Here is an 11,382-nt window from a genome sequence, read left to right as displayed (position 1 = left end):
AAGGTGCCGGGCAGCCGACGGGGGCTTTAGCGGCGCGGGTCGCGGCGCGCGACGAGGGATCAGCCCGTCAGCTCCGCGACCCGCAACGGCACGGCGTTGTCCGGCGCTTCGGCGTCGTCCGCCTCGCCCTCGTCGACCGTCGTCCACCAGTCGGGGCCGTCCTCGATGCGGCGCAGCAGGATGCCCTCGCGGATCGCCCACGGGCAGATCGTGACGGTGTCGAGATCCATCAGCTTCATCGCGGTGTGCCCGACCACCGCGCCCGCCAGGCTCTGCGCCGCGCGCGGCGCGGAGATGCCGGGCAGCTGGGCCCGGTCGGCCCTGGACAGTTCGGCGAGGCGCTGCTGGGCTTCGCGCAGGTCGCAGCGGCGCAGCGTCCTGGTCACGAACGGGCCGTGGCGCCCGGGGGTCGCCCCGCACAGCCGCCCCAGTTGCTGGAACGTACGCGAGGTGGCCACCACCGTGCGGGGGCCCTCCCAGCGGATCCGGGCGGCCACGTCCCGCAGGTGGTGGCGTACGGACCTGCGCAGCAGCTTGACCTGACCCCGGGTCGGCGGCTCGGCGTGCCCGGTGCCGAACTCACGGGTGAGGCGGCCCGCGCCGAGTGGCAGCGACGTCACGAAGCTCGGCAGGCGGCCGCGGCCGAAGGCCACCTCCAGCGAACCGCCGCCGATGTCGAGCAGGGCGAGCGGGCCCGCCTGCCATCCCATCCACCGCCGGGCGCCGAGGAACGTCAGCTCGGCCTCGCGCTCCCCCGACATGACGCGGGGCCGCACGCCGGTCTTCTCGTACACCCTGGCCAGGACCTCGTCCCGGTTCGTCGCGTCCCTGACCACGGCCGTGGCGAAGGCGAGCGGCTCCTCGGCGCCCCTGCGCCGCGCCTCCCGCCGGGCCTGTGCCACCGCGTCGGCGAGCAGTTCCACGGGCTCGGCGCCGAGCCGCCCGCACGGGTGCAGATGGTCGGAGAGGCGAAGCTTCCACTTGGCCGTGTGCACGGGCAGCGGCACGCCTCCCTCGGCATCGGCCACCACCAGTCGTACCGTTCTCGATCCGATGTCCAGCACGCTCAACCGCATTGGTTCCCTCCCGGCCCGTTCCGTCCTGTCACCCCAGGTGATCAACCGACCCTCGCCCGTACACGGCGTGCGCGTCAACGGGGTGTCACACGACCCGTTCGTATGATCGTCGGTGACTTCTTGATCCGGGCGCGGTTACACACCGCGAGCGGGCCGCGTCGGACGGCTCCTCAGCCGCACGACTCAAGGAGACCGCAGTGGACGGCAGTTGGGTACGGACGATGTCCCGTCGGGCGCTGGTCGCGGCGGTGGTGGTGACGCCGGCGGTCCTGTGTTCCGGCACGGCACACGCCGACGAGACCCACACCGACTCGCACAACGCGCCCAGCGTCAGCCTGATCAGCACCGGCCAGATCGACGATCCGCTGGAGGACGTCCTGGAGCACACCCTGAACTTCGGGGACGGCTACCGGTGGGACTGACGCCGCACCGATCCGCCGCCGCTTCCCGCGCGTTCGCGGGCGGCGGCGGTACGTGTTTGAACTAACAATCCGCCGTTCCCCCTGGTGGGGAGGGGTCCTGATCCCGGATGTCCGTGGCGCGGCCGCGCTCGTTTGGGTACGGTCACCAACATGCTCGGGGAATATGCCCTCCCGGTGGATCCGGCAGGGGCGCGAGGGGAGAGACCATGACAGACATGCGGCCCGTGCCCCCGCCCGAGGAGGAGCCCGTCGCCTCGACGCCCGCCTCCGCGGAGGAGGAAGCGGAGCGACTCAGATCCACCGCCGAGCGACTGCGCGGGCAGGTGTCCGAGCTCGCGGTGCAGCTACAGGCGCGGCCCAGGGTCGCGCTGGCCGAGGGCATCCTGATCGAGCGGTACCAACTGGCCGACCGGCAGGACGCGTTCGACCTGCTGCGCCAGGCGTCCCAGCGGGCCAACATCAAACTGCACCAGCTGGCCGCCGCGGTGGCCAGGACACCGGGGCCCGGTCCGGGCGCCGAGGTGTGGTTCCCCGGCCGGATCCACCAGCCGGGCCGCAACCTCGCCCCGCTGGCCGCGGGCACGCTCGACCCGACGAACCAGGGCGAGGTGCTCGGCGCCGCGCTGCGCCGCGTACTCGACCTCACAGGGACGGACATGGGCAACGTGCAGTTGCTGGAGGACGGCGTCCTGCGCATGGCCAAACACGCGGGCCTCCCCCAGCAGTTCACGGACCACTTCGCGTTCGTCGAAGGCGCCACCTCGTGCTCGCGCGCCGCCACCGCGAGCCGCCAGGTCACCGTGAAGGACGTGGCGTCGTCGGCCGGCTTCGACGACGAGTCCCGCCGCGTGATCCTCATGGCGGGCAGCCGCAGCTGCCACAGCGTCCCCCTCGTCGACGACGCGAACACCGTCCACGGCGTGATCTCCTCGCACCACGCCAGGCCCCTGATCGGCTTCACCCAGGCGCAGTTACGGGAACTGCACCAGACCAGCCGGACCATCGGCGGCTGGATCAAATGGCACCAGGAGACGGTCCTCCTCGACGCCCTGGAGGATCTGCACCGGCTCGCGCTCGGCGGCGAATGACGCGCTCAGCCCCGGTAGGCGGCCGTCGCGATCCTCACGAACGGACGGATCAGCGGATTCGTGTCGCCCCCGTTCCACGCCACCACCACCCTGCTGGGCGCCATGTCGAGCAGCGGCACCACCGTGAGGCCCTCGCCCGGCTCGTGGTTCAGCGGCATCATGCCGACCGTGCCGTTCCAGACCACGGCCTGCCTGCACTCCTGGACGGCGCGCACCACCGGGCCCTCGCGCAGCTCGCCGCCGTTCCAGTACGCCTGCCAGGCGGGGTCGGTGCCCGCGGGGAAGACGAACCAGCGGCGGCCCGACAGGTCGGCGAGCCGCAGGCTCCGACGGCGTGCCAGCGGGTCGTCGGAGCGGAGCAGCGCGCCCACCGGGTCGGCGCGCAGCTCGCTCACCGTCAGGCCGGTCTCGTCGAACGGCCCCCGGGTCAGGGCGACATCGACGAGCCCGGCGTGCAGTCCGCAGAGGGGATCGGTCAGATCGGTCTCGCGGACGCGGATCTCGACGTGCGGGTGGCGCCGCCGGAACGCTTCGGCGAGCCGGATCACGGCCGTGTCGGTGCTGTCCTCAAGGATGCCGACGGTGAGGACCGTGGCGCCGGCGGCCGCGGCCACCCGCTCACGCATCCGCTCGGCCCTGCCGAGCAGTTCGCGTGCCTCGTCGAGCAGCACCGTGCCCACCGCGGTGAGCGTGACGCCGGAGGGCGCCCGGTCGAGCAGCGTGGCGCCGACCTCGCTCTCCAGTTGCTTGATCGCCCGGCTCAGCGGCGGCTGGCTCATGTGCAGCCGGGTGGCGGCCCTGCCGAAGTGCAGTTCCTCGGCGACCGCCACGAAGTAGCGCAGCGAACGTAGCTCCATGCTGCGACGATACCTGGGGGGTATCGGGGGCGCGGGACGGGTCTTGGACGCGCACGGGGGTTCGGCGGTGCAATCGAGGCATGACCGAGAACACCGCGGACAGCACCTCCGGCATCGCTCCGGACGACGCGCCCCTGGCCCGCCCCACCGTGTCGGTGGTCGGCCCCGGCCAGGGCGAGACGATCGTCCTGGGCACCACACGTATGCGTGTCCTGGAGGACGGCAGCAACACCGGGCACCGCCTCGGCGTCACCGAATCCGTCCTCGCGCCCCACACACCTGGACCGCCGCAGCACCGTCACGCCCAGCACGACGAGGGCTTCTACGTCCTCTCCGGCACGGTCAGGTTCACGGTCGGCGACACGGACCACGACGTGTCGGCGGGCACGTTCGTCCTGGTCCCGACCGGCGCCCCGCACACCTTCGCCAACACCACCGACGAACCCGCCGTCATGCTCAGCACGTTCACACCCGACCTGTACGTCCAGTACTTCCGGGACCTGCGGGACACCATCGCCGACGGCCGCGCGATGACTCCTCGGGGAACCCTCGACACGATGCGCCGGTACGCGACCGAGCCCGCGGCCGACCGGTAGAGGCAGGTAGGGCCTGGTAGGGACGCATTCGTCCGGCATGAAAGTCTGGGGCCATGACGATGAACGACTACGACCGGGTCCGCGCCGGAATCGAGACCATGACCGCCTACGTGTCCGGGGAACCGGCCATGGACGAGTATGTCGCACGCAGGCGCGCCGAGGACGGCAACCTCGATCAGGTCGCCGACGGCGCGACCGCGCTGTGCGCCGCGCTGCTGCTGCAGATCGCCGAGATGACCGGGCGGACCCAGCACGAGGTGCTGCAGGCCCTCGCGCACGGCCTCAACCGCAACGAGGCGGAGCAGCACGAGTAGCCGGTCCGTCGGCACGCGCGTCACGGATCCGTACGCCGTGTGTCCAAGGAGGGGACGATCAGGCGGCCCGGAGTGCCGCGCGGTGCGAGAAGGAGCAACAGCCCATGGTCAGTTCACCGTCCGCCTCGCGCGGGTCCACGCGGCTCACGGCGCTGCGCCGCACACCGGTGTCGATGTGGAACGACGACGTGTCGGACTGGGCCGCGGCACTGACGTACTACGCGATACTCGCCCTGCTCCCGGCCATGCTCGTCACGGTGAGCCTGATCAGTCTGGTGAGTCCCGGTACGACGCAGTCGCTGATCACCGAGGTGACGGACTGGGCGCCCGCCGAGTCGGGCAGTTCCCTGCACGCGGCGCTCAGCGAGATGGCGGAGGCCCGTTCCGCCGCGCTCACAGTGGTGATCGCCGGAGGGGTCAGCGCCCTGTGGTCCGCTTCGAGTTACTCGGCCGTCTTCCGGCGGGCCCTGCACGCGATGCACGGAGTGGAGGACGCCAGGCCCGCCCTGCGCAAGGCGCACCGCGTGCTGATGACGGCGCTGATGCTCCTCGCGCTGCTCGTCGCCAGCGCGCTCCTGCTCGTCATCAGCGGCTCGCTCGCCGAGACCGTGGGGCGCAGCCTCGGCTTCGGCGACGCGGGACAGACCGCCTGGAACATCCTCAAGTGGCCTGCCCTGGTCTGTCTGGTCGGGCTGCTCGTCCTCGTGCTCTTCCGCAACGCGCCGCCCGCGGCCCGCACGTGGCGCAAGATCCTGCCGGGCGGCGCGGTGGCCGCGCTGCTCTGGCTGCTCTCCTCGGGCCTGTTCACGCTGTACGCCTCGGGGTTCGGGACGTACGGGAAGCTGTACGGCTCGCTTGCGGGCGTGGTCGTCTTCCTGGTGTGGCTGTGGGTGTCGAACCTGGCGCTGCTGGCCGGGGCGCAGTACACCGTGGAGCTGGACCGGGTACGGGCCGCGCGGCCCCTCACGCCGCAGGTGGGCGCAGCCAGTCCCCCTCGCGCATGATGACCCGGCCCCGCAGCTCCGGCTCACCGCGCCAGGCGCGCACGGTCCTCGGCACCACGCACACGTACGCGTAGGGGCCTTCTTCCTCGCGCGGGTCCCAGCCGAACTTGGCGGCGAAGGCGGCCGCGGCGTCCCCCGGCACCTCGTCGGCGGGGACGCACCGCGCCTCGCCCTGGACGAGCACCACGTCGGAGGTGTCGGGCAGCGCCAGGCGCACGCGCGGCTCCGCGCGGACGTTGCGGGCGGTGGCGGAGGTGGCGGACGTGCACATCCACAGAGCCTCTCCGTGCCACACGAACCACAGGGGCACCTGGTGCGGGCCGTGCTCCGGATGACCGGTGGACACCCAGATGTCCCGTTCCGCCATGAGCCGTTCCAGGGTGTCGCGCCTGCGCTCGGACCCGTCGCGACCTGCGATGTTCTCGTTCTGCATGATCCCGGACCCTAGTCGGCGCGGGCGGCCCGCACATGGGGCTCGGGTCCTACGTCCCGGGACCTGCCGATAAGGTGATCATGGTTTTCTGGTCGACCGGACGGTGTCCGAGACGACAGACTCCCTCACGACGTACGCGAGTTCGCGATGTCCGCGCGTGCGTGAGACAGCACGCCGACTCCCCTCCGGGGCCGAAGGGAAGATGACGAGATTGCGCCGTCTTGGGATGCGCGGGACCGAGGGTTCGAGCGAACAGGCCGACTCCGATGCGCCCGGCATCGGGCGGCGCCGGTTCCTGGGCTACGTGCTGGCCGGGCCGACCCTCGTGGCCGCCGCCGACATCGGCCCGGCGTCGGCGGCGCCCGCCCGGGTCCCGTCGGCGGACGTCACCGACCTGGTCGACCTCAACGACGTCATGACGCTGGCCGCCGCGCCGACCTCGCACCTGATCAAGGTCGAGGTCCACAAGGACGGCACCGTCTCCTTCGCGCTGCCCCGGGCCGAGGTCGGTCAGGGCATCACCACGTCGACGGCCATGCTGATCGCCGAGGAGCTGGACGTCCCCCTCGACCGGGTGCGGGTCACCCTGGCCGACGCCCGGCCGGAGTTGGCGTTCAACCAGCTCACCGGCGCGTCGAACACGACCATCTCGACGTACACGCCGGTCCGGGTGGCCGCCGCAGTCGCCAGGGGGCGCCTTCTGGAGGCCGCGGCGATCGAACTCGGCGCCGCCGTCCGCGATCTGACCCTGAAGGCCGGGGTCGTCACCGACCTCGCCGGTGGCAGCGTCTTGATCGGCGCGCTCGCCGAGAAGGCGGCGAGCGCCACGCCGCGGCGGGTCTCGGTCGAGCTCAAGGAGCGCGAGCGGTTCACCGTCATCGGGACGCCGCAGAACCGCATCGACGCCCGTGACGCGGTCACCGGACGCAAGAAGTTCGCCATGGACCTCGCCGTCCCGGGCGCCCTGCCGACCATGGTGTGCCGTCCGCCGACCATCAACGGCAAGGTCGGTTCGGTCGCCAATCTCGACCAGGTGCGCGGCATGCACGGGGTGACCGATGTCGTGGTGATCCCCACCGGTGTCGCGGTGCGCGCGAGGACGTTCGGACAGTGCGTCGACGCCGTACGCGCCCTGGAGGTGTCGTGGCGGGGCGGCAGCGCGGAGGGCAAGAGCGACGAGTCCGTACTGAAGGAGCTGCGCAAGGCCGAACTGCCGCTCGGGCTCCCGGCGGTGCCCCCCTCGGTGGAGGCGCGGTTCACCTTCCACTTCCGCAGCAACAGCGCGCTGGAGCCCAACTGCGCGATCGCCGACGTGCGTGCGGACCGGGCGGAGATCTGGAGCGGCCTCAAGGCTCCGATCGTCGCGCAGCAGACCATCGCCGCGCGGCTGGGTCTTCCGCAGGGCGCGGTCAAGGTCCATGTCGTCGAAAGCGGCGGTTCGTTCGGGCGCAAGCTGTTCTTCGACGCCGCCCTGGAGGCCGCCGAGATCTCCCAGAAGATCGGCAAGCCCGTCAAGCTCATGTGGCACCGCGCCGACGACTCTCGGCAGGGGCGCGCCCATCCCATGGCCACCTCACGGGTGCGCGCCGACTATCTGGGCGACTCGGTCCTCGCGTTCAAACAGCGGCACACCAGCGTCGCCACCGACTTCGGTCACGGACTGGGCGAGGTGTTCACCGCACTCGCGGCGAAGCTGCCGGTGGGCGACGTCGGCTTCTCGCAGACCTTCTTCCACCTCACCCAGTCGATGCCGTACTCCTTCGGCCTGCACAGTCGGCTGCTCAGCGAGACGGACAAGGGCTTCAACACCGGCAGCATGCGCAACGTCTACTCCCCCGACGTCACCTGCGCCCGTGAACTCATCGTCGACCGGCTCGCCGGCAAGATGGACAAGGACCCCTACCGGTTCCGCCGCGACTTCCTGCGCGACGACCGCTCGCGCGCGGTCCTCGACAAGGTCGCCGAGGTCGGGACCTGGGGCAGGACCATGCCCGAGGGCACCGCGCAGGGCATCGCCTTCCACTCCGAGTACAGCGCGGTCAGCGCGGTGCTCGTGGAGATCGACTGCCGCCCCGAGACCGTGAACCGGCCGATCCGCGACGGGGTCGCGGGGCCGCGCGTCACCAAGGCCGTCTTCGCCGTGGACGTGGGTCTCGCCGTCAACCCGCGCGGTCTCGAGGCCCAGATGATGGGCTGTGTCATGGACGGCATCGCGCTGGCCCTCACCTCCAGCCTGCATCTGCGCGACGGCCACTTCCTCGAAGCCAGCTGGGACAACTACTTCTACACGCGGCAGTGGAACTCGCCGCCCGAGCTGCAGATCATCGTGATGCCGACCACCACGGGCAAGCCCGGCGGCGCGGGAGAGCTCGGTGTCGCCGCGTCCCTCGCCGCGGTCGCCTGCGCCTACGGCCGGGCCACCGGCACCATGCCGACCACCTTCCCCATCAACCACGGCACGCTCTCCTTCGAGCCCAAGCCGACCGTCCCGCCCGTCCCGCCGTCCCCCACCGACGGCCTGGACCACGTCCGCTGACCTCCTGGAGCCCCCCCCCGTGCCCGAGCACACCTTCCGACTCAACGGCGAACAGGTCACCGTGGACGCGGCCGACGACGAGCGCCTGTTGTGGGTCCTGCGCGACATCCTCGGCGTGACAGGACCCAAGTACGGCTGCGGCATCAACGTCTGCAAGGCCTGCACCAGCCACCTCAACGGCAGGGCCGCCAACCCCTGTTCCATCCCCGTCAAGGACCTGAAGCCCACCGACGAGGTCACCACCATCGAAGGGCTCCCCGCCACCGTCGGCGCGGACCTGCACCCGATGCAGGAGGCGTGGCTGGAGCAGGACGTCGCCCAGTGCGGCTACTGCCAGCCCGGTCAGATCATGGCCGCCGTCGCACTGGTCCGCCGGGTCGCCGAGGACGGCCGCAAGGTCACCGACGAGGACCTCGACGGCATCCGCAACATCTGCCGCTGCGGCACGTACTTCCGCATCCGCGAGGCCATCAGGGCGGGCGCCGAGAAGATGTGACGCGGAGCCGCCGGGGCCCTGCGACGGGACCGGGTCGCACGGGGTTACGTGCCGCAGTACTCGGCGTCGATGATCTTCGGCATGGACGACGCGTCCCAGTCCCCGTTGAGGTTGAAGGAGAGCCGGTGGCGGCCGTCCTCGGTCGTCACGGCCATGGAGAGCCAGCCGACCATGCCGCCGCCGTGGCCCCAGAGCGTGGTGCCGCAGCTCGTCTCGAACCGCTGGAGACCGAGCCCGTAGGTCGCGTCCGGGTCCCCGGCGACGCTCATGGTCTTCATCGCCTTCAGTTGCTTCGGCGGCAGGACCTTGCCGCCGAGCAGGGCGCCGTAGAACCGGGTCAGGTCGCCCGCGGTGGAGATGACGTCGCCGTCGGCCCAGCCCTGCGACCCGTTCAGGTCGGTGATGTCGTCGACGCGGTCGGGGGCGGCGTCGAAGAGTTTGGCGTAGCCGCGGCTGCTGGGCCGTGGCAGGTGGACGCTGTTGCCGGGGTTGGTGGTGTTCTTCAGCCCGAGCGGCTTGATGATGCGGTCACGGACCTCGGCCTCGTACGTCCGCCCGCCCACCTTCTCGACGATCAGCCCCGCGAGGATGTAATTGGTGTTGGAGTAGGCGAACTTGGCGCCCGGCTCGAAGTTGGGCTTGTGGGAGAGCGCCACCTTCACGTGCTTCTCGGGAGGCAGGGTGTCGTAGCGGTGCTTGAGGTAGCCGTCGCCTCGTAGGTACGTCGTGAAGTACTCCTCGTCGGCCAGGTAGTCGAAGAGTCCGCTGGTGTGACCGAGGAGCTGACGGATCTTTATCTTGCCGCCGTCGTTGCCGTTCCCCCTGACCAGGCCCGGGAGGTGGTCCTCCACGGTGTCGTCGAGGCTGAGTCTGCCCTCCGCCTCCATCTGGAGCAGGACGGTCGCCACGAAGGTCTTGGTGATGCTGCCGACGCGGAACTTGTCGTTCTTGCCGCGCGGCGCACCGGACTTCAGGTCGCCCACGCCCGAGGACGCCCGCCAGACGCCGTGGCGGTCCCGCACCTGGGCGGTGATGCCGGGCACGCCCGCTTTCACGGCCGCGTCCATCGCACGCTGTGTGGCCCGGTGCCCCGCCGCGCCCGAATGCGTGTCCGACGCCGCCCGGGCGGGCCCGGCGATCGCTCCAGCCGCGAGCGCGGCCGCCGCGACCCCCACCACTGCGGCCTTCGTGCTCTTCCGTAACGCCATTCCGCACTCCTCGCACTCGTCTCACGCGGCCGGGAGGGCCGCACGTGTACCAGGACCGCAGGAAGGCGGGGCGGGGTTGAGAGAGCGCCCGGAAGAAGAGGGCATGCCCGTGGCCGGAACCGCGCCCCTCGACAGCCATGCGCCGCATTGACCCCACCGCGCCGTCGCGGTTGCATGCTGGTGGCCCTCCGGTGGGGACCGGGGAGAGGGGCCATGTCTGTCTTGGGGGGAACACATGAGAGGCAACAGGAATCGGCGCGGCAGCAGACGGGTGCGGGCCGCCTTGAGTGCCGCCGTCGTGGTCTGCGCGGTCACGACGGTGCTGCCCTCGGCCGCTTCGGCCGAATCCAGGACTGCGGCGAGCGACGGCGGATCCGGGGTCGAGCGCGTCAGTGTCGCGACCGACGGCGCCCAGGGCGACGGGGCCTCAGCCGGTGCCACGATCACGCCGGACGGCAGGCGGATCGCCCTCGCCTCGTTGGCGACGAACTTCACCACCGCCAGCCCGGTGACATGGCAGAGGGTGTACGTCCGCGACCGGCGGACGAGTCAGACCACGCTGATGAGCACGAACACACCCCCGATCGAGCGCCCGGTGATCAGTGGTGACGGGCAGTACGTCGCCCTGTGGGGCCAGTTGTTCAGGGACACGAAGACCTTCCTCGCCCAGGTGGCGGCGGCCAGTTCGATCGGCATCAGCTGCCCGGGCCTCAGCTGCCGCCAGCCGTCACTGAGCTCGGACGCCCGCTACATCGCCCAGTCCACCACCTTCAACCGACCGCCGTCCCGGCAGCTCATCGAGGTGCGGGACTGGCGCGCCGGAACCACGCAGACCGTCGCCGAGTTCGATCACACGCTCCCGTCCCGGCCCTCCATCAGCGGCGACGGCCGCTTCGTCGCCTACGAGGACGGCCGCGCGGAGGACGTCTTCGTGTGGGACAGGACCGACGACACCTCCGCAGGACCGATCGAGGGCCCGGACAAGGCGGCGACGCTCGTCCAGATCAGCAAGGACGGCAGGAAGGTCGTCTTCCTCTCGGGCTCCGACACCTACGTCCACGACGAGCGCTCGGGCACCAACCAACTGGTGCCGAACGTCAAGGGCTTGGCCATCGATCCCACCGGCCGCTATCTGCTGTACGCCCCGCACGACACGAGCGGACCGTCCCTCGTGCTGCGCGATCTGGAGACCGGCACGGACGAGACCGTCTCCAGCCGACCGGCCACGGCCGGAACCGACTCGGTCAGCTCCGACGGACGCGACGTGGTCTTCCACTCCGCGGCCGACGACCTCGTGCCCGGCGACACCAACAACACATCGGACGTGTTCGTCCGCCGCTTCTACTGAACTG

General features: G+C 71.1%; 12 protein-coding genes. 8 read left to right on the top strand and 4 right to left on the bottom strand.

Annotation, left to right across the window (positions count from 1 at the left end):
- Positions 1-59 precede the first annotated feature (59 nt).
- Positions 60-1,076 carry a hypothetical protein gene (locus KY5_RS40025; RefSeq protein ID WP_098246781.1) on the bottom strand — a complete coding sequence of 339 codons (1,017 nt, stop codon included), beginning with the start codon at positions 1,074-1,076 and terminating at the stop codon, positions 60-62.
- A gap of 221 nt (positions 1,077-1,297) precedes the next feature.
- On the opposite strand from KY5_RS40025, the gene KY5_RS40020 reads away from it, so the two are divergent.
- Positions 1,298-1,498 carry a hypothetical protein gene (locus KY5_RS40020; RefSeq protein WP_098246780.1) on the top strand — a complete coding sequence of 67 codons (201 nt, stop codon included), beginning with the start codon at positions 1,298-1,300 and terminating at the stop codon, positions 1,496-1,498.
- Between the two features lie 206 nt (positions 1,499-1,704).
- On the top strand, positions 1,705-2,586 hold the full coding sequence (locus KY5_RS40015; protein WP_234363103.1) for an ANTAR domain-containing protein: 882 nt from the start codon (positions 1,705-1,707) through the stop codon (positions 2,584-2,586).
- 5 nt (positions 2,587-2,591) lie between these two features.
- Here KY5_RS40015 and KY5_RS40010 read toward each other — a convergent pair whose 3' ends face one another.
- Positions 2,592-3,443, bottom strand: coding sequence for a LysR substrate-binding domain-containing protein (locus tag KY5_RS40010; RefSeq protein WP_098246778.1), 852 nt, complete (start codon positions 3,441-3,443; stop codon positions 2,592-2,594).
- Between the two features lie 80 nt (positions 3,444-3,523).
- On the opposite strand from KY5_RS40010, the gene KY5_RS40005 reads away from it, so the two are divergent.
- The 3 genes from KY5_RS40005 (at position 3,524) to KY5_RS39995 (ending at position 5,357) form a co-directional block, all read left to right on the top strand.
- Positions 3,524-4,039 carry a cupin domain-containing protein gene (locus KY5_RS40005; RefSeq protein WP_098246777.1) on the top strand — a complete coding sequence of 172 codons (516 nt, stop codon included), beginning with the start codon at positions 3,524-3,526 and terminating at the stop codon, positions 4,037-4,039.
- A gap of 53 nt (positions 4,040-4,092) precedes the next feature.
- On the top strand, positions 4,093-4,353 hold the full coding sequence (locus KY5_RS40000) for a hypothetical protein (RefSeq protein WP_234363102.1): 261 nt from the start codon (positions 4,093-4,095) through the stop codon (positions 4,351-4,353).
- Between the two features lie 104 nt (positions 4,354-4,457).
- The gene (locus tag KY5_RS39995) at positions 4,458-5,357 is read left to right on the top strand and encodes a YihY/virulence factor BrkB family protein (RefSeq protein ID WP_098246776.1); all 900 of its coding nucleotides are present in this window, start codon (positions 4,458-4,460) and stop codon (positions 5,355-5,357) included.
- Here the strand turns inward: KY5_RS39995 and KY5_RS39990 are convergent.
- Positions 5,317-5,790: a pyridoxamine 5'-phosphate oxidase family protein gene (locus KY5_RS39990; RefSeq protein WP_098246775.1), complete on the bottom strand. Its 474-nt coding sequence runs from the start codon at positions 5,788-5,790 to the stop codon at positions 5,317-5,319. The two genes, KY5_RS39995 and KY5_RS39990, sit on opposite strands and share 41 nt — an antisense overlap.
- Positions 5,791-6,016: 226 nt before the next feature.
- Here KY5_RS39990 and KY5_RS39985 point away from each other — a divergent pair, with 226 nt between their 5' ends.
- Together KY5_RS39985 and KY5_RS39980 are read left to right on the top strand one after the other, a co-directional pair.
- Entirely contained in the window at positions 6,017-8,326 is a 2,310-nt protein-coding gene (locus KY5_RS39985; RefSeq protein WP_098246774.1) for a molybdopterin cofactor-binding domain-containing protein, read from the top strand.
- 19 nt (positions 8,327-8,345) lie between these two features.
- On the top strand, positions 8,346-8,822 hold the full coding sequence (locus KY5_RS39980) for a (2Fe-2S)-binding protein (RefSeq protein ID WP_098246773.1): 477 nt from the start codon (positions 8,346-8,348) through the stop codon (positions 8,820-8,822).
- Positions 8,823-8,866: 44 nt separating this feature from the next.
- Here KY5_RS39980 and KY5_RS39975 read toward each other — a convergent pair whose 3' ends face one another.
- Positions 8,867-10,030 carry a serine hydrolase domain-containing protein gene (locus tag KY5_RS39975; protein WP_098246772.1) on the bottom strand — a complete coding sequence of 388 codons (1,164 nt, stop codon included), beginning with the start codon at positions 10,028-10,030 and terminating at the stop codon, positions 8,867-8,869.
- Between the two features lie 235 nt (positions 10,031-10,265).
- Here KY5_RS39975 and KY5_RS39970 point away from each other — a divergent pair, with 235 nt between their 5' ends.
- The gene (locus KY5_RS39970; RefSeq protein WP_098246771.1) at positions 10,266-11,378 is read left to right on the top strand and encodes a hypothetical protein; all 1,113 of its coding nucleotides are present in this window, start codon (positions 10,266-10,268) and stop codon (positions 11,376-11,378) included.
- Positions 11,379-11,382 lie beyond the last annotated feature (4 nt).

The sequence above is a fragment of the Streptomyces formicae genome (assembly GCF_002556545.1).
Lineage (GTDB): Bacteria > Actinomycetota > Actinomycetes > Streptomycetales > Streptomycetaceae > Streptomyces > Streptomyces formicae_A.
This window is presented reverse-complemented; position numbering and strand designations above follow the sequence as displayed.

Coding starts and splice junctions, on each gene's coding strand:
- KY5_RS40025 (WP_098246781.1), bottom strand. CDS start 1,076: ATGCGGTTGAGCGTGCTGGACATCGGATCGAGAACGGTACGACTGGTG.
- KY5_RS39990 (WP_098246775.1), bottom strand. CDS start 5,790: ATGCAGAACGAGAACATCGCAGGTCGCGACGGGTCCGAGCGCAGGCGC.
- KY5_RS39970 (WP_098246771.1), top strand. CDS start 10,266: ATGAGAGGCAACAGGAATCGGCGCGGCAGCAGACGGGTGCGGGCCGCC.
- KY5_RS40005 (WP_098246777.1), top strand. CDS start 3,524: ATGACCGAGAACACCGCGGACAGCACCTCCGGCATCGCTCCGGACGAC.
- KY5_RS40020 (WP_098246780.1), top strand. CDS start 1,298: ATGTCCCGTCGGGCGCTGGTCGCGGCGGTGGTGGTGACGCCGGCGGTC.
- KY5_RS39975 (WP_098246772.1), bottom strand. CDS start 10,030: ATGGCGTTACGGAAGAGCACGAAGGCCGCAGTGGTGGGGGTCGCGGCG.
- KY5_RS39985 (WP_098246774.1), top strand. CDS start 6,017: ATGCGCGGGACCGAGGGTTCGAGCGAACAGGCCGACTCCGATGCGCCC.
- KY5_RS40010 (WP_098246778.1), bottom strand. CDS start 3,443: ATGGAGCTACGTTCGCTGCGCTACTTCGTGGCGGTCGCCGAGGAACTG.
- KY5_RS40015 (WP_234363103.1), top strand. CDS start 1,705: ATGACAGACATGCGGCCCGTGCCCCCGCCCGAGGAGGAGCCCGTCGCC.
- KY5_RS40000 (WP_234363102.1), top strand. CDS start 4,093: ATGACGATGAACGACTACGACCGGGTCCGCGCCGGAATCGAGACCATG.
- KY5_RS39995 (WP_098246776.1), top strand. CDS start 4,458: ATGGTCAGTTCACCGTCCGCCTCGCGCGGGTCCACGCGGCTCACGGCG.